At 72.5% G+C, this 18467-nt stretch carries 22 protein-coding genes and 1 pseudogene; 10 read left to right on the top strand and 13 right to left on the bottom strand.

Annotated elements, in window-relative coordinates:
- The first annotated feature begins 19 nt into the window (after positions 1–19).
- A complete protein-coding gene (locus tag IE239_RS16250) occupies positions 20–1165 on the top strand; it encodes a GNAT family N-acetyltransferase (RefSeq protein ID WP_190150031.1) in 1146 nt (381 codons plus the stop codon).
- Here IE239_RS16250 and IE239_RS16255 read toward each other — a convergent pair.
- The 5 genes from IE239_RS16255 to IE239_RS16275 all read right to left on the bottom strand — a co-directional run bounded on the left by IE239_RS16255 (position 1087) and on the right by IE239_RS16275 (position 5631).
- Positions 1087–1386: a hypothetical protein gene (locus tag IE239_RS16255; RefSeq protein WP_190150032.1), complete on the bottom strand. Its 300-nt coding sequence runs from the start codon at positions 1384–1386 to the stop codon at positions 1087–1089. The two genes, IE239_RS16250 and IE239_RS16255, sit on opposite strands and share 79 nt — an antisense overlap.
- A gap of 27 nt (positions 1387–1413) precedes the next feature.
- Entirely contained in the window at positions 1414–2232 is an 819-nt protein-coding gene (locus tag IE239_RS16260) for a TNT domain-containing protein (protein WP_190150033.1), read from the bottom strand.
- Between the two features lie 177 nt (positions 2233–2409).
- Positions 2410–3099, bottom strand: coding sequence for a pyridoxine/pyridoxamine 5'-phosphate oxidase (locus IE239_RS16265; protein ID WP_190150034.1), 690 nt, complete (start codon positions 3097–3099; stop codon positions 2410–2412).
- A gap of 15 nt (positions 3100–3114) precedes the next feature.
- On the bottom strand, positions 3115–4128 hold the full coding sequence (locus IE239_RS16270; protein ID WP_190150035.1) for an expansin EXLX1 family cellulose-binding protein: 1014 nt from the start codon (positions 4126–4128) through the stop codon (positions 3115–3117).
- A gap of 306 nt (positions 4129–4434) precedes the next feature.
- Complete coding sequence (locus IE239_RS16275) at positions 4435–5631, bottom strand: thiolase C-terminal domain-containing protein (protein ID WP_373308109.1); 1197 nt, start codon at positions 5629–5631, stop codon at positions 4435–4437.
- 55 nt (positions 5632–5686) lie between these two features.
- Here IE239_RS16275 and IE239_RS16280 point away from each other — a divergent pair, with 55 nt between their 5' ends.
- A complete protein-coding gene (locus IE239_RS16280; RefSeq protein ID WP_190150037.1) occupies positions 5687–6871 on the top strand; it encodes an acyl-CoA dehydrogenase family protein in 1185 nt (394 codons plus the stop codon).
- The gene (locus IE239_RS16285) at positions 6868–7380 is read left to right on the top strand and encodes a nitroreductase family deazaflavin-dependent oxidoreductase (protein WP_190150038.1); all 513 of its coding nucleotides are present in this window, start codon (positions 6868–6870) and stop codon (positions 7378–7380) included. The genes IE239_RS16280 and IE239_RS16285 overlap by 4 nt, the downstream gene beginning before the upstream one ends.
- Positions 7381–7703: 323 nt before the next feature.
- Here IE239_RS16285 and IE239_RS16290 read toward each other — a convergent pair whose 3' ends face one another.
- Positions 7704–8339 (bottom strand): TetR family transcriptional regulator, encoded by a 636-nt coding sequence (locus IE239_RS16290; protein ID WP_190150125.1) that lies wholly within the window; start codon positions 8337–8339, stop codon positions 7704–7706.
- 134 nt (positions 8340–8473) lie between these two features.
- Here IE239_RS16290 and kbpA point away from each other — a divergent pair, with 134 nt between their 5' ends.
- The 3 genes from kbpA (at position 8474) to IE239_RS16305 (ending at position 12429) form a co-directional block, all read left to right on the top strand.
- A complete protein-coding gene (gene kbpA, locus IE239_RS16295) occupies positions 8474–9205 on the top strand; it encodes an AfsK-binding protein KbpA (protein WP_190150039.1) in 732 nt (243 codons plus the stop codon).
- 221 nt (positions 9206–9426) lie between these two features.
- Positions 9427–11805: a protein serine/threonine kinase AfsK gene (gene afsK / locus IE239_RS16300; protein WP_190150040.1), complete on the top strand. Its 2379-nt coding sequence runs from the start codon at positions 9427–9429 to the stop codon at positions 11803–11805.
- 135 nt (positions 11806–11940) lie between these two features.
- Positions 11941–12429: a hypothetical protein gene (locus IE239_RS16305; RefSeq protein WP_229878114.1), complete on the top strand. Its 489-nt coding sequence runs from the start codon at positions 11941–11943 to the stop codon at positions 12427–12429.
- An 11-nt stretch (positions 12430–12440) separates the two neighbouring features.
- Here IE239_RS16305 and IE239_RS16310 read toward each other — a convergent pair whose 3' ends face one another.
- The gene (locus tag IE239_RS16310; RefSeq protein ID WP_229878115.1) at positions 12441–12944 is read right to left on the bottom strand and encodes an ATP-binding protein; all 504 of its coding nucleotides are present in this window, start codon (positions 12942–12944) and stop codon (positions 12441–12443) included.
- A gap of 189 nt (positions 12945–13133) precedes the next feature.
- On the opposite strand from IE239_RS16310, the gene IE239_RS16315 reads away from it, so the two are divergent.
- Positions 13134–14048, top strand: coding sequence for a helix-turn-helix domain-containing protein (locus tag IE239_RS16315; RefSeq protein WP_190150126.1), 915 nt, complete (start codon positions 13134–13136; stop codon positions 14046–14048).
- Positions 14011–14142, top strand: a complete 132-nt coding sequence (locus IE239_RS42085) for a DUF397 domain-containing protein (RefSeq protein WP_229878116.1) — start codon at positions 14011–14013, stop codon at positions 14140–14142. The genes IE239_RS16315 and IE239_RS42085 overlap by 38 nt, the downstream gene beginning before the upstream one ends.
- 179 nt (positions 14143–14321) lie before the next feature.
- On the opposite strand, the gene IE239_RS16320 is transcribed toward IE239_RS42085, so the two are convergent.
- Together IE239_RS16320 and IE239_RS16325 are read right to left on the bottom strand one after the other, a co-directional pair.
- Positions 14322–14741 carry a PIN domain-containing protein gene (locus IE239_RS16320; protein ID WP_190150043.1) on the bottom strand — a complete coding sequence of 140 codons (420 nt, stop codon included), beginning with the start codon at positions 14739–14741 and terminating at the stop codon, positions 14322–14324.
- A complete protein-coding gene (locus IE239_RS16325; RefSeq protein ID WP_190150044.1) occupies positions 14738–14959 on the bottom strand; it encodes a type II toxin-antitoxin system VapB family antitoxin in 222 nt (73 codons plus the stop codon). The genes IE239_RS16320 and IE239_RS16325 overlap by 4 nt, the downstream gene beginning before the upstream one ends.
- Before the next feature lie 363 nt (positions 14960–15322).
- Here IE239_RS16325 and IE239_RS16330 point away from each other — a divergent pair, with 363 nt between their 5' ends.
- Entirely contained in the window at positions 15323–15469 is a 147-nt protein-coding gene (locus IE239_RS16330) for a DUF433 domain-containing protein (protein ID WP_229878117.1), read from the top strand.
- A 31-nt stretch (positions 15470–15500) separates the two neighbouring features.
- Positions 15501–15578: pseudogene (locus tag IE239_RS42095) on the top strand (toxin-antitoxin system, toxin component, PIN family protein); the annotation flags it as partial.
- Between the two features lie 65 nt (positions 15579–15643).
- On the opposite strand, the gene IE239_RS16340 reads toward IE239_RS42095, so the two are convergent.
- From IE239_RS16340 to IE239_RS16355, 4 genes are all read right to left on the bottom strand, one after another.
- Positions 15644–15949 (bottom strand): helix-turn-helix domain-containing protein, encoded by a 306-nt coding sequence (locus IE239_RS16340; RefSeq protein ID WP_190150045.1) that lies wholly within the window; start codon positions 15947–15949, stop codon positions 15644–15646.
- On the bottom strand, positions 15946–16305 hold the full coding sequence (locus IE239_RS16345) for a type II toxin-antitoxin system RelE/ParE family toxin (RefSeq protein WP_229878118.1): 360 nt from the start codon (positions 16303–16305) through the stop codon (positions 15946–15948). The genes IE239_RS16340 and IE239_RS16345 overlap by 4 nt, the downstream gene beginning before the upstream one ends.
- A gap of 159 nt (positions 16306–16464) precedes the next feature.
- Positions 16465–17769, bottom strand: a complete 1305-nt coding sequence (locus IE239_RS16350; RefSeq protein ID WP_229878119.1) for a sensor histidine kinase — start codon at positions 17767–17769, stop codon at positions 16465–16467.
- The gene (locus IE239_RS16355) at positions 17766–18437 is read right to left on the bottom strand and encodes a response regulator transcription factor (RefSeq protein ID WP_190150046.1); all 672 of its coding nucleotides are present in this window, start codon (positions 18435–18437) and stop codon (positions 17766–17768) included. The genes IE239_RS16350 and IE239_RS16355 overlap by 4 nt, the downstream gene beginning before the upstream one ends.
- Positions 18438–18467: the final 30 nt, after the last annotated feature.

An 18467-nucleotide genomic window follows, 5' to 3' on the forward strand; every position in this document is an offset into this window, starting at 1 on the left:
CCGCACGCGACGATGGAGCATGCGCTCTGACAGCCCTGACAGCCCTGACAGCCCCAGCACCCTTGACAGCCCTGAGTTCCCCGGCACGCCTGGCGACCCTGCCAACCCCGGCAGTCCCGGCAGTTCCGGCAGTCCTGACGACTGGCATCTCACCTGTGATCTCGACGCGTTCCTCGAGCGGGCCGGCGAGTTCCTGGCCTCCCGTCCGGCCTCGCACACGGTCCCGCTCACCGTCGTCGACTCGCTGCGGCGCAGAGGCCCGCACGTGTACGGCGACGAGGACCCCGTCTTCGGCGTGCTGGGCGGGGACGTTCCCGGTGGCGAGGACGGCGGTGACGGCGGTGATGCCGGCGGCGACGACGGCGGCGAGGGCGTCGGGGGAAGCATGGCCGGGCGGGTCGGCGGGGTGCGCGGGGTGTTCTTCCGCACGCCGCCGCACGGGATCTACCTCACGTCCCTGACGGAGGAGGACGCCGACGCCCTCGCCGTGAAGCTGGCCGCCGCCGGTCACCGGTTCCCCGGCGTCTCCGCCGACCGCGACACCGCGGCCGCGTTCGCCCGGGCGTGGCAACGGCGGACGGACGCCGAGCCCCGCCTGACCGTCCGGCAACGCCTGTACCGGCTCGAGGAGTTGACGCCCCCCGAGCCGGCCCCGGCAGGCCGGGCGCGCGTGGCCGCCGCAGCCGACCGAGACCTGCTCGCCCGTTGGTACGAGGAGTTCTCGGAGCAGGTCGGCGCACACCCCGCCCAGGACGGCGGAGCCTGGGCCGACTCCCGTATCGCCCACGCCGGGATCACGCTCTGGGAGACACCCGACGGAACCCCCGTCGCCATGGCCGGCGCCACCCCGGAGGTGGCCGGCCAGATCAGGGTGGCCCCCGTCTACACCCCGGCCGAGCTGCGCGGACGCGGCTACGCGGGCGCGGCGACGGCCGAGATGAGCCGCGCGGCACTGGCCTCGGGCGCGGCGGAGGTCCTCCTCTTCACGGACCTGTCGAACCCGACGAGCAACGGCCTCTACCAGCGCATCGGTTACCGCCCGGTGGCGGACTTCGCGGTGTACGAGTTCGAGGACGGGCCCGGACCTCATGGGCCCAGCAGCCGCTCCCTCTCCTCGGGTGTGAGCGGCACGGAAGGCGGTCCGGGGTCGGTCAGCCGCGCGTAGAGATCGCGGCAGGCCCGGTCCTCGTCGGGAAAGTGCTCCATGGCGGTGCGTACGCCGCGCTGTCGTACGCCCACGACCCAGCCTGTCGCGTCCTCCTCCAGATAGAGACGGTCCTCCGGCCGGGGCGTGCCGGGGGCAGGACCGGGGCAGCCGGCGATCTCGTACAGCCCGGCGGGGACGCCCGCCGCATGCAGTGCCTCACACAGCTCCCGACGGTCCATGCCCCGGCCCTCCTTCCGTCTCCCGCGTCAGTTGGCGCGCTCCAGGTTGCCGCTGTTGAGCAGGGAGCTCACCGTGGCGCCCGTCTTCACATGCGGACAGTAGGCGGCCGTCGGCGCGACCGAGGTCACGTACTGCACGCCCTGGCCCGGCTGTTCGAAGCCGGGGGCGGCCGGACCCGCGCAGACCACCGTCGCCTTCTTCACCCGGTACAGGTGGTAGTTGTACGGGAAGCGCGGGTCCTGCGTGTCGAGGGCGGACGGCGGAATGGACCGCTCCCCGTACTTGGCCCCGGCCGGTGAGAGGAACTTGCCGAACTCGTTGCCGAAGCGGTCCACCAGCTGGCCGACCGGGAGCGTGTACTCGGCGGCGATGGGCGCGCCCATGGTGTCGTGGTCGAAGCCGTCGTCCGGGAGGAGCGAGTACTTCCAGTCGCCCTGGCCGTGGTCCGCGCTGGGATCCCACCACTTGTTCAGGAACTCCACCGGCGTCAGGGTGCCGAACCGGTCGTAGCCGGCGAGGATCCGGCCGAGCACGCCCCTTTGGGGCAGCCTGACCGGTCCGAACCGCCAGTCGTTGCACACGTAGGGCGTGTGCGCGTACGGGTAGGGCGACGGGACCAGGCCGAGGCAGCGCGTCCGCTCGCGCTCCGGTCTCGGCGCGTCGGCCGCCGGTCGCTCCTGGTCTCTGCCGTCCACCCGTCCGGCGGGGATCGGGTGCTGCGCCACGGGCCGGGGGACCGCCCTGGCCTGTGTGTCCGCGGCCACGGCCGAGGGGGTGCCGAGCAGCACGGAACCGGCGAGCCCTGCCGACGCGACAAGGGCCGCACTCCATTGACGGAACGTCACTGATGCCTCCACGGGATTCGTTCCGGGGAACCGGAAAGTCATGAACCATCACAGAGGGTCATCGAGGGGTCGGCAAACGAGACGGGGCCGAACGGCGCAGCGGCGTCGGCGGGTGGGAACGGGCGCGGTGCCGGGCGTGGACCGGGCGGGCCGGACCGCCCGGCCGCCCTGAGCCGGTCAGGGCCACAGCAGCCGCTGTGACCAGCCCTCCCCGTCCGGCTCCCGGCGGTACGCCAGCCGCACGTGCCGCCGGCGCTCGTCACCCTGGAAGAACTCCACCTCGTCCGGGCGCAGTCGGTACAGCGTCCAGGTCGGGGACTTCGCCGCCGGGTTCCGGCGGGCGTGCTCCCAGGCGGCTTCCGAGGCGTGTGCCAGTTCCTGCGGCGAGGCCAGGGTCTCGCTCTGGCGGCCGGTCAGCGCGGCGGCGAGGGCGCCGGTCGAGCGGGCGTGCAGGTCGGCCTGGGCCTCGTCGGAGGGGGCGGACGCGACCGGGCCGCGCACCCGGACCTGGCGGCCGAGCACGGGCCAGTAGAAGGTGAGCGCCGCGTACGGGCGGGCGGCGAGCTGGCGGCCCTTGCGGCTGGTGGCGTGGGACGCGAAGGACCAGCCGTCCGCGTCCGCGCCGTGCAGCACCACGATGCGGGCGTCGGGCAGCCCGTCCTCGCCGACGGTGGCGAGGGCCGTGGTGTGCGGCTCCCGCTCACCCGCCGCGACCGCCCGCGCGAACCACTGCGTGAAGAGGGGCAGCGGGTCGGCGGGCGCCGACGCCGGGTCGAAGGGCGGCAGTTCCGTCACCTCCGGGTCCCACACCCGCAGCGTTCTGAGCAGTTCATGCAGTTCATGCAGTTCCTGCGGATCCTTGGCCATGCACCGAGTATCGGGTCAGTGGCGGGCGAACTGGACCCCGGTCGGCTGCACCACGTTCGCCCGTACGGCGATCCCCTCGACGGTGAGCCGCTCCCCGTAGATGTCGGTGAGCCGGATCGGGCCGCCGCAGCCGGCGCCGTGCTCGGAGAGGAAGAAGTTGTAGCCGGTGCGCGCCAGCCGGGTCCAGCCCGAGCCCGTGCGGACCTCCAGGCCGGCCAGCGGGTTGCGGTGGCCGAGCGCCTGGATGCCGCACCAGTACTGCGTGGAGCCCGTCTTGTAGCGGATCGAGACGGTGTCGGAGGTGGCCGGGCTCAGCAGGCTCCAGGTGATCGGGATGCGGCCCGTCACGAGCGGCGCGAGCTTGGCGAAGGCCTGCTGGCTGAGGTCGATCTGGCCGACCGCGCAGGGCGCCGGGCACTCGTTGGTGATCCGGACCGTCACGGACGCCCCGCTCGCCGCGCGCACGGACACATACGCGCCGCATGCCTTCGACGTCTCGTAGTCGGCGGTGTTCATCGCCGCGGTCATGACGTCGGAGGTCGGGCCGAAGGAGCAGGCGCCGTTGCCGTCGCCGATGTCATAGGCGGTGGCGACCCCCGTACGGGCGATCCCGGGCCGGATGCGTCCGGCCGACGGCGCCGTCCCGGAAGCCGGGCGGGCGGCGGGTGCGGCCGCCCGGGCGGCGGGCCGTGCGGACGGCGCGGCCGAGGCGCCGGCCGGACCCGTGCCGCTCGGGCTCGGGCTGCCGGAAGCCGAGGAGGACTTAGGCGACGGTGACGCCGACGGTGACGGCGACTCGGCCGCCGGCGCCGTCGTCGCCGGGCTCGCCGCGGCCGTCCCGTTCGCGGCGGTTCCGGCCGCCGCCTCGACCGCCCGTGCCCCGTCGTCGCCCCCGCCGCCGGGGCGGAAGGCCACCACCAGGGACACCACGAGCGCGACGGCGGCCACCGCCACCACGGCGACGACGGGGACGCGACGACTTGTGCGCCGGTCGGGGCGGCGGGAACGTCGGTGCGAGGAACTTGCCACGGATGGATCCTTACGCGAGTCGGCGGAGCACGTCCGGCAGACGGCTTCGGAAAGCGGCGCCTGCCGACTCCCAGTGGCCGCCGGTCGCGCAAAGGTTGCCGCCCGTCTTCATCCTGCGTCCCTGCGGCCCCTGCTGCCCTGCTCCCAGTGCCCCAGTGCCCCAGTGCCCCAGTGCCCCAGCGGCCCCTATCTCCGCGCTCCCCCGTCACCCCTCGCGCCGAGTGGCGCCCCGGTGGCGCCCCCGCGCCCGGATGACGCCCCCGCTGCCCCCTCGCCGCCCCGCTGTCCCCGCGGCCCCCGAAGGTCTCACCCCCGGCCCAGTACCACCGTCCCCGAGGAGCAGAACCAGCCGCCGGTGCCTGAGGCCACCGCGTGGCGGGGGAGGTTGCCGGCGGGGTCCCGCACCTGGCGGGATCCCGCCTCGCCCCTCAGCTGTCGTACCGCTTCGACCAGGAGGAACAGGCCTCGCATGCCGGGGTGTTGGGCCGACAGGCCGCCTCCGTCCGTGTTGACGGGGAGGTCTCCTCCCGTCACCTGGAGCCGGCCCTTCTCCAGGAACGGCCCGCCCTCGCCCTTGGCGCAGAAGCCCAGGTCCTCGAGGGTCACCAGCGTCATGTACGTGAACGCGTCGTAGATCTCGGCGAAGTCCATCTCGTCCGGGCGCAGTCCGGCCCGTTCGAAGGCCAGCCGGCCGCTCGTCGCCGCGGGGGAGACCGTGAAGTCGTCCCACTCGGACATCGAGGCGTGCGAGGCGTGCTCCCCGGTGCCCAGGATCCACACCGGCGCCGTGCGGCAGTCGCGTACGTACTCCTCGGCCGCCAGCAGGATCGCCGCCCCGCCGTCCGAACGCAGACAGCAGTGCAGCTTGGTGAACGGGTCGGCGACCATCGGGCCCGACAGGACGTCGTCGACCGTGATCGGGTCGCGGAACATCGCCTCGGGGTTCAGCGCCGCGTTGGCTCTCGCCTGCACCGCGACCTGCGCCAACTGCTCGATCGTCGTGCCGTACCGGTGCATGTGGCGGCGGGCGGCCATCGCGTACTTGGCGATCAGGGTGTGGCCGTAGGGGACCTCGAACTGGAGGGGGCCGCGCGCGCCGAAGGCGAAGGTGCCGCCGCGGCGGCCCGCCCTGATGTCGGCCCGGGGCGTCGAACCGTAGGCCAGCAGGACGGCGTTCGCGTGCCCGGCGGCGATCGCGTCGGCCGCGTGCGCCGCCATGACCTCCCACGTCGCGCCGCCCACCGAGGTGGAGTCGACCCAGGTGGGGCGCAGGCCCAGGTAGTCGGCGAGTTCGACCGGGGCGAGCGTGCCGAGGCCGGCGGAGGCGAAGCCGTCCACCGTCTCCCGGCCCAGCCCGGCGTCCGCCAGCGCCCGGCGGGCCGCCTGGGCGTGCAGGGCGTAGGGCGTCGCGTCGTCCACCCGCCCGCAGTCGGAGAGCGCGACGCCGACGACGGCCACGTTTCGGTTCCCCGCAGTCAAGTGGGGCCACCTCCCTCTGTGCATCTCGTTCCCGGACTCCTAATATGACGCACCGTCAGATCTGGAGGAAGGGGCGGCCATGGACCCCGGCTTCACCGCCGAACAGGACGAGATCCGCCGCACACTGCGCGAACTGCTCGACAAACGCTGCGGCCCCGAGGGGCTGCGCGCCGCCCTCGACACCCCCGCCGGACACGACCGCGCCCTGTGGGCCGCCCTCGCCGGACAGCTGGGACTGCCCGGCCTCGCGCTGCCGGAGGCCTACGGCGGCGTCGGCTGCCCCCGCACCGACCTCGCCCTCGCCGCCGAGGAGACCGGCCGGGCCCTCGCCCCCACCCCGCTGCTCGCGACCTCCGTCCTCGCCGCGCCGCTGATCCTCGCACTCGGCTCCGACGACCAGCGCGCCCGTCTGCTCCCGCGGGTCGCCGACGGCACGCTGACCGCCGCCCTCGCCGTCCCGGCGCCGGCTCTCGCCACCGCCCTCGCCCTGACCGGGCCGGGCGGCGGCGACTGGTCCGGCGGGGGCCGCGCGGGGGGCGTGCAGGCCCGGCCGGCCGAGGGCGGCTGGCGGCTGTACGGGGAGGCCGCGCAGGTGCTCGACGGGCACAGCGCCGGGCTGCTGGTCGTCGCCGCCCACACCGGGGGGTTCGTACGGTCGCGGACCCTGCTGTTCCTGGTGGCGGGGGACGCCGCCGGGGTCGTCCGGACCCGGCAGACCGCGCTCGACGCGACCCGGCCGCAGGCGCGGGTCCAGCTACGGCACGTGGAGGCCGAGCTGCTGGGGGACGAGGCGGCGGACGTCCCGGGGGCCCTGGCCGACGCCGGTGACTTCGCCGCCGCCTTCCTCGCCTGCGAAGCCGTCGGGGCCGCGGGCCGGGCGCTGGAGCGCACCGTCGAGTACCTCGGGCAGCGGGTGCAGTTCGGGCGGGTCATCGGGTCCTTCCAGGCGGTGCAGCACCGGCTGGCGGACGTGTACGTGCAGATCCAGGCGGCCCGGTCCGCCGCCTACTACGCCGCGTGGGCGACCGGCCGGACGGAGGACGTCGGCGGGCTCGCGCTCGCCCAGGCGCTGGAGGCGCTGCGCCTCGCCGCCGCCGAGGGCGTCCAGCTGCACGGCGGGATCGGTTTCACCTGGGAGCACGAGGCGCATCTTTACTTCAAGCGGGCAGCCGGAGACGAACTGCTGTTCGGGCCGGTACACCGGCTGCGCGCCCGCGCGGCCGAGCGGGCCGCCCTGTTCACGCGGACGGAGGTGACGGTGTGATCGGCGTCCGGCTGGTGCAGAAGGTGTCCTCGACGCGCGTCTTCGCGACGGTCGCCCCTCATGTGATCCCGGCGCTGGACCGGGCCGTCCACCGGCTCACCCGGGGGAAGGTGCTGCTCAGCGCCCAGATGCTGCCGGGGGTGATCCTGACCGCGACCGGCGCGAGGAGCGGCGTGCCGCGCCGGACGCCGCTGGCCTGCATGCCCGGGCCCGACGGCCGGGGCTGGACCCTGGTCGGCTCCAACTTCGGCCGCACCGGGCACCCCGCCTGGACGGCCAACCTCCTCGCCCACCCCGACGCGGAGATCAGCTGGAAGGGCGCCGACGTCCCGGTGACCGCACGGCTGCTCACGGGGGAGGAACGGGCGGCGGTGTGGAAGGAGCTGCTGGCCTTCTGGCCGCCGTACGCGGCCTATCAGGCACGGGTGGAGCGCGAGATCCGGGTGTTCCGGCTCACCCCGAGGAATCCCGCCGGGAAGGCCTCCACCGGGGGCCCTGGTCCCGCCTGATCCGGGCGGGCTGCTCCGCAGCGACGCGCAGCGGCTGTCCGGGGCGCCCGACCGCCTGCCGCGGGCGGCCACCGCCGCCCTCGCCGGCTTCCGGCGGCTCCACGACGAGCGGCTCGCCACCCTGCTGCCGGGCGGGCGGCGGCTGAGGCCGGAGCCGGTCACGAGGCATGTGGTGAAGGACCGGACGCTGCCCGCTCGGCGCGGCGGCGGGTGTTGCCCGCACAGTGCGGCAGGCGGCGGCCCGACCGGGTAAGGACCGGTGAACCGCCGCCTGGAAGACAGGACTTGATCGTAAGAGGGGTGCGCCGTCGCGGGCTTCGCCGCTACTTCGTCGGCTTCTTCCCGGTGATGCCCAGGTGCACCAGCAGGGCCAGGTTCGGCTTGAGCTCAGCCTGCTTCACTCCCCACGTCTGGAAGCCCTTCTGATGCGAGGCGACGGCCGCGAGCATGGCGACCAGCGCGCCGGCGACCGCTGCCGGGTTCACGTCCTTGTCGACCCTGCCCTTGGCCTGCAACTCCGCGACCGTGTCCGAGAGCGAGTTGTTCACCGAGTTGAGGATCTTCATGCGGAGTTTGTAGAAGCGTTTGTCGCCTTCGGCCGCGCCCAGGTCGACCACGCGAAGGATCGCGTCGTTCTTCCGCCAGAACTCCAGAAAGCCGTCGACGAGTTCCTGCGCCGTCTGCCAGCCGGCCTTGCCGACCCAGGAGCGCCCGGCGACCAGGTCGGTCAACTCGGCTCCCTCCGCGGCCATTTGCTCGGCGATCTCCAGGACGGCGCCCTCGACGTCCGGGAAGTACTGGTAGAAGGTCGCGGGTGAAGTGCCCGCCTTCCGGGCGACATCGATGACCTTGACGTCCCGGTAGGGAGAGGAGCTGAGCATCTCGCTGAGGCAGTCGAGCAGCTTCTGCCGCGTCGCCTGCCCGCGCCGACCGGCCACGCGGCCGTCGACGGTACGCACTTGTCCTGTCATGCCGTCAGCTTACCGAGGGGTGATGGGAGCGCGATTCGGCCGACTGCAAATGGGGTGCGCGGGGGCTCGGAGGCGGCTGTGCCTGGTCTGCGGCTTGCGTGAACCGCCGTTACTTTGGCTCCATGGCCGAAAACAGGGCATCGGTGTACGCAGAGGGCGTCCCCTGCTGGGTGGACGCGCAGCTCCCCGACGTGGACGCGGGCAGGCGTTTCTACGGCGAGCTCTTCGGCTGGACCTTCGAGGAGCGGCGGGAGGACCACGGCGACTCCGTGTGGGCACTGCTGGACGGCGAGCCCGTCGCCGCGCTGGCGCACAAGGCCGACGGCCGGATGCCCACCGTCTGGACGGTCTACTTCGCCACCCCGGACGCCGAGGCGACCGCCCGGCGGATCCGGGCGGCCGGCGGGCAGCTGGTGACGGCCCCGACGCCGGTCGGCGGTCTCGGGGTCGCCGCCCTGGCCGCCGACCCCGAGGCCGCGGTCTTCGGGCTCTGGCAGCCCGGCGGCCATCCGGGATTCGGCGTCCGCCACCGGCCCGGCGCGTTCGTCTGGGCCGAGCTCTACGCACGGGACACCGAGGCCGCGAACACGTTCTACGGGCATCTCTTCCACGAGGCGCTCTTCGGCCCCGGAGCGGCCCCGGACTTCGGCCGCGCCCCGGTCGCCGACGTCTTCCCGGAGATGATGCCGCCGCACTTCCTGGTCCACTTCGGCGCCGAGGACTGCGAGGCGGCGCTGGGCGCGGTGAGCCGGCTGGGCGGGCGGGTGCAGGCGGGTCCCTTCACGGCCTCGTACGGCACGGTGGCCGTCGTCACGGACAATCAGGGGGCGTCGTTCGCGCTCCTGGAGCGCTGAACGGGGCGCTGAACGGCGTTCTCGCCGACGGGTCCGTCCCGGGGTGGGAATTTTTTGCCCGGATATGAAATCAGACACCCTGATTGCCCACGGGTTCGCAACCGGCCGCCCGGCCAGGAAGAATCGGGGTGCGTGCCGCCACGGCGGTGCGGTGGTGAGACGCTGCACGGGGCCGTGCGCACAAGTGGGTGGCGCGGCTCGTACGGGGAGGTGGCAGGCAAGTGGTGGATCAGCTGACGCAGCACGATCCTCGGCGGATCGGGCCGTTCGAGGTGCTGGGACGGCTGGGTGCCGGCGGCATGGGGCTGGTCTATCTGGCACGCTCGGCCTCGGGCCGGCGCGTGGCGATCAAGACGGTCCGCACGGAGCTCGCCGAGGACCAGCTCTTCCGCGTGCGGTTCACGCGTGAGGTGGAGGCCGCCAGGGCGGTCTCCGGCTTCTACACGGCCGCGGTCGTCGACGCCGATCCGCGCGCCGCCGTGCCCTGGCTGGCCACCGCGTACGTTCCCGCGCCCTCCCTCGAGGAGATAGTGAACGACTGCGGGCCGATGCCGGCCCAGGCCGTGCGCTGGCTGGCGGCGGGCGTCGCGGAGGCCCTCCAGTCGATCCACGGCGCGGGGCTGGTCCACCGTGACCTGAAACCGTCGAACGTGCTCGTGGTCGAGGACGGCCCCCGGGTGATCGACTTCGGTATCGCGTCCGGAGTCTCGAACACCCGTTTGACCATGACGAACGTGGCCGTCGGCACCCCCGCCTACATGTCGCCCGAACAGGCGAAGGACTCGCGGAGCGTGACCGGCGCGAGCGACGTCTTCTCGCTCGGCTCGATGCTCGTCTTCGCCGCCACCGGCCACCCGCCCTTCCACGGCGCGAACCCGGTCGAGACGGTCTTCATGCTGCTGCGCGAGGAACCGGACCTGGAAGGCCTCCCCGACGAGCTGCGCCCCCTCATCGAGTCCTGTATGCAGATGGACGCCACGGCCCGCCCCAACCCGGCCGACCTCCAGGCCCAGCTCGCCCCCCACCTCTTCGGCTCGGGCTCCGACGACAGCGGCACGGCGTCGGCGTGGCTGCCCGAGAAGGCGGTCGCCCTCATCGAGACGCGCCGTGGCGGCCGTGCGGTGAAGCCGGCCCCCGTGAGCCCGCGCGGCGGTGGCGGTGGCGTGGGACTCGGCCGGCCCGACGCGCCGGCCGTGCCGCCCCCGCCGTCCCACGATCCCGTGGTGCTCGCCCGGCCGGCCCAGCCGCCCGCGCACGTCGGCGCCCCCGACACCGGTCCCGTCCGGCTGGCCGGTGCGGCCGTGCCGATCGGGCCCGGCCCGCGCGTCGCCGACGTACGCGCCACGGCCGCCGTGAAGGCGCCGGTCGCCGAGCCCGGCCTGGTCGCCAACTGGTCCCGCCTGCACCCCGGCGTCAACGGCGCCGACACGGCCCTCCCGGCCACCCAGGGCGCGCCCGCGGAGACGCCCGCGGGCTGGCGGCCCTGGCGCTTCCGCATGTCGAACGACGTGTGGGGGACCCCGTCGGTGGCCGGCGACCTGGTGTACGTCACCTCCTTCGAGGTGCACGCCCTCGACGTGGCCACCGGCCGCCGTCGTTTCAAGACCCGGGACGTGGCCTGGTCGATGGCGGTCGCGGACGGCCGTGTCCACGCCTCCGACGGGCCCACGCTGTTCGCCCTGGACGCCCGCGAGGGGGCAGACCTGTGGCGGCTGTCGACGGAGGCCTGGGTGTACTCGCTCAAGGCCGACCGGGGCACGGTCGTCACCGGCACGCGCGGCGGCGGCGTGCAGGGCTGGGAGGCCTCCAACGGGCAGAAGCTCTGGGAGATCTCCGGCTGCCAGACCGACTTCGAGTCCCCGGAGGCCGGCCCGGTGCTGCACGAGGGCACGGTCTTCGTCTGGCAGGACGCCCGGCTGAGAGCCCTGGACGCCCGCACCGGCGAGGAGCGCTGGGCGTACCCCATCGGCGACACGGCCTCCTGCGGCGGCGTCCCGGTCCGTGTCACCCCCGCACCCGACGGCTACGTCTACCTGTCCGCCGGCACCCGCGTCCTCGCCGTCGACATCGCGAGCGGCATGGTGCGCTGGCACTTCGAGGCGCCGGCGGTCTTCCTGTCCCCGCCCGCGTTCGTTCCCGGCCCGGCGGTCACCGGCGGCGGCGTCTACCTCGCCGACTACCTCGGCACGGTGTACGCCATCGACGCCACCGACGGCCGCGACCGCTGGCGCATCGCCACCGAGGCCCGCTCCTCCGTCGACCCCGTTCTGGTGGCCGCCGGCCATGTCCACGTCGGCAGCGGCAAGGGGCTCTACACCCTGGACGCGGTCACGGGCACGCCCAAGTGGCGCTTCCAGGCGGGCGGCGACATCGTGGGCGCCCCGGCGGTCGCGGAGGGCCGTATCCACTTCGGCTCCACCGACCACCTGCTGTACACCCTGAAGGCCGACGACGGCCGGCTGCGCTGGAAGCTGGCGACCGGCGGCGAGATCACCGGCTCCCCGGTGGTCCGCGACGGCGTCGTGTACGCGTGCAGCAAGGACCGCTGTGTGTACGCGCTGGACGCGGAGAAGGGCACGGGCACCGCGCGGACGGCGTAGCCCGGTCGTCCCCACGGTGTCCGGGACGGCCGCCGCCCGGGGACGGCCCGGTCGCCCCGCGGTGACATGGCCGTGACAGGCGGTGTCTAACCTGTCCGTATGGATCGACGGGGGCAGAGACTCAGGTTCGCAGCGGTGGCGACGTGCGTCGTCCTGGCGCTGACCGGCTTCTCGACGGGAAGAGGCCACGGCCACGGCAGCAGCCACAGCGGTGGGGACGGCGGATGCAGCAGCTCCGGTCAGGACCACGACAGCTCGTCGTCGAGCGGCGGCGCCTCCGGATCGCGGTACCACGACTACGACCGCCAGGACGACGATGACGACGACACGGGCGGCGGCTCCGGCTCGTCGACCCTCCAGGACGCCACGGTCCGGCTGATCGACTGCGCGAGCCCGAGCAGGGCCTACGCCACCGTCGAAGTCACCAACCCGAACGCGACCAGCGCCTCCTTCACCGTCACGGTCGCCTTCCTCGACGCCGGTTCCGGCGAGGTGGAGGAGCGGACCGAGGACGCGTACGTCGCCGGGAACGGCACGGAGACGGTCAAGGTCGGTCTGTCCGCCCCCGGCGTCGAGGCGAAGGTCGACCACTGCGCCGCGGAACCGTACGCACCGGCGAACTGACCGCCCGCCTCTCACCGGGCCGCTGCCTCCGTCGCGGACGCCTCCGTCACGGACACCTCCGCCCACACCGTCTTGCCGACGGGCAGGCGGGGAGCCGTCCCCCACCGCACGGCCAGCGCGGCCACCAGGAGCAGCCCCCGGCCGGACTCGCCCTCCGGACACGCGGAGGGCGGGACGGCGGGCGGGACGGCGGGCGGGACGGCGGGCGGCCGCTTCGCGGCGGCGGCGTCCGCGACCTCGACACGCACCAGCCCCGCGGCCGCGTCGAAGGCGAGCCGGAGGCCGAAGTCCCGTCCGGGGAGCCGCCCGTGGAGCGCCGCGTTCGCCGCGAGTTCGCCGACCACGAGGGCGACCGCGCAGGACGCGTCCGAGGCCGACGGGTGACCCCACTCCTCCATGCGCCGTACGGCGAACCACCGGGCGAGCCGGGCGCCTCGCGGCGTGGAGGCGAACTGCTCGGCGAACGAGGGGAGTTCCCTCGGCGCGTGGTCCGAAGCGGTCGTTCCTGTCAGCACGGCTCGTCCGTCCTTGTCTTCCGTGTCCTCTGCCGAACCCGGGACGTCTCGAGGTGTGCACGAGTCGTCACGTTCCGTTCTCAAGAGTCGGCCGATCGCCCTACGCTCGACAGGTGACACGGCATTACTTTTCACCCCGTAAGGAACGGACGTGACGCTTTGGCCAACGGAATTGATCCCAGCGTGTCGATGGCGGCCCTCTTCGGCGCACGGGTGCGCAGGCTCCGTACGGCGGCGGGCCTGACCCAGGCCGAACTCGGCGACCGGACCCACGTGGTGAGCACACGGATCACCCAGATCGAGCGGGCGTCCGGCGCGAAGCCGACGCTGGACCTGGCGCGTGCGCTGGACACGGTCCTCGGCGCGGACGACCTGCTCGTGGAGCTGTGGCCGTACGTGTACCGGGAGGCGTTCCCGGACTGGTCGCGCAAGTTCATGGAGTACTCGGCGCGGGCGGTCGCCATCAGGCAGTACGCGGCGCACGTGGTGCCGGGCCTGTTGCAGACGGAGGACTATGCGCGGGCGGTGCTCAGCCTGGACGCTCTGTTGGACGGCGAGGAGCAGTTGGAGGAGCGCGTCACGGCTCGTATGGGACGGCAGGAGCGGCTGAACTCGCCCGACAGGCCGGAGCTGTGGGTGATCCTCGACGAGGCGGTGCTGAGACGTCCGATCGGCGGCGACGCCGTGATGCGGAAGCAGTTGGCGCGGCTGCTCGACGCGGCCGCGGCTCGTCACATCACCGTGCAGGTACTGCCGTTCGATCAAGGCGGGCACGAGGCGATGGGCGGCTCGCTGACGGTTCTGACTCTGCCGGACGGCTCGGAAGTGGCCTACACAGAGGGTGCGGACTATGGCCAACTCATCGAAGCACCAGCCGATGTCAGCCGCTACAAGGTGATTTACGATCGGCTGCGGGCGGCAGCCCTGCCCCCGATCATGTCACTGGACATGATCCGGTCCACGTTGGAGGGCAACTACCGTGGCGCGAATCTCCCGTCCCGATCCGAACGGCGTCGCCTGGCGCAGGAGCAGCTACAGCAATCAAGCGGGCGGCGACTGCGTGGAGGTGGCCGACGGGTTCCGGGCCGTCGTCCCGGTCCGTGACAGCAAGGCCCCGCAGGGTCCGGCGCTGTGCTTCGGGGCAGCCCCCTGGACGGCCTTCATAGACCAGTTGAAGGCGGGACGCCCCCGTACCTGAGACGACCGGCCGCCGACCGCGTTCCGGGCTCACCGGACCCTTGTCCACGAGGGTCCGGCGGGCCGCCGGCCTCCTGAAAGAACCGGGGGAAAGCGCGCCTTTGGCGCCCGGGCGGGGGCGGCCCTGGACAAGCGGCAACCGGCGGGAGCGCGTGATGACCCACAGTGGTCAGCGGATCCTCAGAAGCCCGGAACGCTGCGTACGTTCCGCTCGGCGACATCGGGCAGGAACCGCGCGACAGTGACGAAATCGGCGTCGTCATGCAGGACGACCAGGCCGTGGTGCGCGGCGGTGGCACAGATCATCAGGTCGAGTGGACCGGCCGCGCCGAGGGCTCCTCGCTCGGCGAGCGTGTGCTGGGCCGCGTCGACCCAGTCCCACAACCGCTTCGGCAGCGGCACGTCAGGGTAGAGATCGGCGAACATCTGCCCCATGGCCTCGTACTCCACGGCGTTGCGGGCCGAGCGCCGGAACTCGGCTCGCTGGGCGGCGCACGAGCCGATGGCCTGGAGCGTGGTGGTCTCCAGCCACGCGTCCCTCAGCTGCTCCTCACGCAGCAGGCGCCACAGGCCCGAGGAGTCGAGCAGGTAGTGGATCACGCGCCGCCCTGCTTGTCCTCGGCGCGGTGTCGCTGCCAGCCGTCATAGTCCCACTGCTGGGCGGCGCGGAAGTGCTTGGCCACGAGCGCTGCCCGCTCATGGCGTTCGGCGTACTCGCGGAGGGCGGCATTGACCACGTCCTTCTTGGTGCCGCCGCCGGCGACGCGCATGGCCTTCTCCAGGGCGTCGTCATCAAGATCGATCGTCGTCACACTCATACTGGACTCCTTTATTCAAGAGCAACATCGATTATATATATCCACCGCCGACCTGCGCGCTTCATCCGGAATCCGCTCACCGGACCCGGGGCTTCTCCCCCCGACCGCTTCCCGAACAACTCCGCCTGTGCTCCTCGCCCGGCAGATTCCCCAGGGCGATGAGGTGCGGGGCCTGGGCGAACGCCGTCGCGCGGGCCGCCTCCTTCGCCGCCCACAGGGCCCGCACCGTGCCCTGGACGCCGGCGGGGCCGGGCGTGCGGCGGTCTCGGCCGCCGCCTGAGCCAGATCGACATCGGTGCCGATCAGTGGTTCGCCGGCGTCGAGCCGGGCGAGGAGCAGCCCCAGGTTCGGCCAGGGCTCCCCGTGGTGGCGGCCAACCATGTCTCGGTCAAGGCGATCACCGACCTGTGGGAGGCCGGGGAGAGCGTCGAGGACATCGCGTACGACTACGCCATGACGCCTGAGCAGGTGGACGCCCTCTGCCAGGCAGTGGTGAGCCTTGTCGCCTGAGTTCTTCCTCGACCGCAATCTCGGGCGTCGCGTGGCGGAAGGGCTGAGGGCGTGCGGCTGGACGGTTCACCGCATCGGCGATGTCTTCCCCGACGACGGACAGGACGTGCCCGACGAGGAATGGATCACTCACGGCCTCGACCGGTCATGGGCGCCCCTCTCGAAGGAACTGCCTCACAGCCTCACGGAAAGGTTCCCAACGGTGGCTGTTATGGTCAGCTCGCCGCCGATCGCGTGCAGGTATGCGGCCATGGTCGAGGTGTCCAGGCGGGCGAGGCCCCGCTCGATCTGGCTGATCCGTCCCTGAGTGACCCCCATGGCCTGGGCGACCTGTACCTGGGTGAAGCCTTGCGCCTTGCGGAGGGCGGCCAGTTCATGGCCACGCTCGGCGTCGACCATCTCCGCCTTGATGGTGTCGATGCGCTCGCGCTTCTCGGAGGTGATGTCGGCCGTCAGGTCGGCCATGGTGCCGAGTTTCATCTGCTCTGCCCTTCCTTCTTCTCCTGCTCCAGTCCCTCAAGGTAAGCCGCGTACTTGTCGTCCGCTTCCTTGACGGCCTTGGGATACCAAGCTGCCCACTGCCGACCGGCTGCTTTGTTGCCGGCCACCAGGAAGATGGCTCGCCGCTCCGGGTCGAAGACGAAGAGCATGCGGATACTCACGGTCCCGCCGTTGCGTGGGCGCAGTTCCCGCATGTTCCGGTAGCGACTCTTCTCGATCGCGCCGACCGTCGGGCGGCGGAGCGCCGGACCCACTTCCTGGAGTCTTTCCAGAGCGGCTATCACATGGAGATGGCTGTCCGGGTCTTCCGCCGAAAGAACCGGGGAAGGTTCCACATGGTGAACCTCGGACGGAGTTCTCACAGGAAACCCGGCCGAAGGACTGGCCCGCCGAGCAACGCGCAGTGCCGCTGTCGCGCCGGCAGGCGGGTGACTCAACGGGCGGGCGGCAGCCGTCTGCAAACACTGATGTGACACTGTCGGGGAGAACAACCATTACCTCCGCGTCGCCCCGGTCCGGCCGGATCGGATCCTTCTGTCTGCGGGCCGGCCGGTCGGGCTGTTCGGTCCGTCCGGCGTGGTGATGCGGAACGACAGGTGCGCACCGTGCGGTGTGTCCTGGACCGCCAGGGTGCCTCCGTGGGCGGTGGCGATGTCGCGGGCGATGGCCAGGCCGAGTCCCGATCCGCCGGCGTCACGTACCCGGGCCTCGTCCAGTCGGTAGAAGCGCTGGAACACCCGTTCACGGGAGGCGGCCGGGATGCCCGGGCCGTCGTCGATGACGTCGAGCCCGTCAGCCGTGACCCGGATGGTGACCTGGGAGGCGGCGTGACGGACCGCGTTGGCGACGAGGTTGGCGACCATGCGTTCCAGGTGCGAGCGGGAGCCGGTCACGATGACGTCGGACTCCAGCTCCAGCGCGATCTTCACGGGGGCCGGGCGTGCGGCGGTCTCGGCCGCCACCTGAGCCAGATCGACATCGGTGCCGGTCAGTGGTTCGCCGGCGTCGAGCCGGGCGAGGAGCAGCAGATCACCGGTCAGCTCCTTGATACGGGCCACGTCGGTGAGTGCTTCGGTGACGAGGCCGGGTGCCTGCGGCATCCCCAACTCGAGTCGGGCGCTCAGTGTGGCGACCGGGTTGCGCAGTTCGTGGGCGGCGTCGGCGACGAACTGCTTGTGCCGCTCGACCGCGGACTCCAGCTGGCCCAGGGTGACGTTCATGGTCCGGGCCAGGCGTGCCACCTCGTCGCGGGTGACGGGCTCGGGCACCCGACGGTGGAGGTTCTTGGCGGTGATGTCCGCGAAGGTGGCCCTGATCGATTCCACGGGGGCGAGCACCCGGCCCATCAACTGCCATGTCATCACGGCCATCAGCACCACCAACGCCGGGACACCCACCAGGAGCAACTGCTCAAGCACGCCGAGGGCCATCCGCACGGGCGCCAGCGAGACCCTGGCCTTCACCGTCACCGGGCCGTCGGTGGTGACCACGACGGTGCTGGCGGTGGCGTAGCCGTCGGCCACGACCACCTTCTCCTCGCCCCGGTCGGCGCCGTTCCCGCTCTTTTCCGGTGTCGGCTCCGCGCCGCCGACCCCGCCGGGTGGAGCCGCGACGACGGGCGGGTCCTCCTCGAGCGCCGCGGCACTGGCCCTGACCTTTCGGACGGCCTCGTCGGCGACGCCGCCCTGCAGACTGTCGCGCAGCGTGAGGATCAGCACCAGGGAGGCCGCGGTCAGCACCGTGGCGACCATGACGGACGCGGCCAGGGTCACCCGCATCCGCACCGACAGCCGGTTCACGGAAGTTCCAGAAGATAGCCGCTGCCTCGTACGGTCGTCAGGGTGCGGACTCCGAACGGCGCGTCGATCTTGCGGCGCAGGGCACTGATATAGACCTCGACGATGTTGGGATCGCCCTCGAAGGCGAAGTCCCAGGCGTGCTGAAGCAGTTCCGCTTTGGTCACCACCTGGCCGGCCCGGCGGCACAGCAGATGCAGCACCGCGAACTCCTTGGGAGTCAGTGCTATGTGTACGCCGCCGCGCCGGGCGCATGCCGCCGCCGGGTCCACCTGTAGATCCCCCACCTCGATGACGGCGGGCCGTTCCTGCGCCCCGCGGCGGACGAGCGCCCGCAGCCGCGCCAGCAGCACCGCGAAGGAGAACGGTTTGGCCAGGTAGTCGTCCGCGCCGCTGTCCAGTGACTGGACCTCGTCGAGTTCACCGTCCATCGCGGTCAGCATCATGATCGGTGTCCAGTTGCCGGCTTCGCGCAGCTTCCGGCACACGGCGAAGCCGTTGAGGCCTGGCAGCATCACGTCCAGCACGATCGCGTCGTACCGGTGCTCGCCGGCCATCCAGACGGCCTCGCCGCCGTCACCGACCACGTCCACGGCGAAACCCTTGTCCACCAGTCCGGACTTGATGACGTCGGCGAGTCGTTGTTCGTCCTCGACCAGAAGCAAGCGCATCCGCTCAGTTTCCGCCATGCGACCTGAAGA

The organism is Streptomyces humidus (genome assembly GCF_014649655.1).
Taxonomy (GTDB): Bacteria; Actinomycetota; Actinomycetes; order Streptomycetales; family Streptomycetaceae; genus Streptomyces; species Streptomyces humidus.

Excerpts from the sequence above, each read along its gene's own strand:
- IE239_RS16355 (WP_190150046.1), bottom strand. The coding sequence starts at position 18,437 with ATGCGCTTGCTTCTGGTCGAGGACGAACAACGACTCGCCGACGTCATC.
- IE239_RS16340 (WP_190150045.1), bottom strand. The coding sequence starts at position 15,949 with ATGAAACTCGGCACCATGGCCGACCTGACGGCCGACATCACCTCCGAG.
- IE239_RS16250 (WP_190150031.1), top strand. The coding sequence starts at position 20 with ATGCGCTCTGACAGCCCTGACAGCCCTGACAGCCCCAGCACCCTTGAC.
- IE239_RS16325 (WP_190150044.1), bottom strand. The coding sequence starts at position 14,959 with ATGAGTGTGACGACGATCGATCTTGATGACGACGCCCTGGAGAAGGCC.
- IE239_RS16280 (WP_190150037.1), top strand. The coding sequence starts at position 5,687 with ATGGACCCCGGCTTCACCGCCGAACAGGACGAGATCCGCCGCACACTG.
- IE239_RS16265 (WP_190150034.1), bottom strand. The coding sequence starts at position 3,099 with ATGGCCAAGGATCCGCAGGAACTGCATGAACTGCATGAACTGCTCAGA.
- kbpA (WP_190150039.1), top strand. The coding sequence starts at position 8,474 with ATGGCCGAAAACAGGGCATCGGTGTACGCAGAGGGCGTCCCCTGCTGG.
- IE239_RS16275 (WP_373308109.1), bottom strand. The coding sequence starts at position 5,631 with ATGCACAGAGGGAGGTGGCCCCACTTGACTGCGGGGAACCGAAACGTG.
- IE239_RS16315 (WP_190150126.1), top strand. The coding sequence starts at position 13,134 with ATGGCGGCCCTCTTCGGCGCACGGGTGCGCAGGCTCCGTACGGCGGCG.
- IE239_RS16255 (WP_190150032.1), bottom strand. The coding sequence starts at position 1,386 with ATGGACCGTCGGGAGCTGTGTGAGGCACTGCATGCGGCGGGCGTCCCC.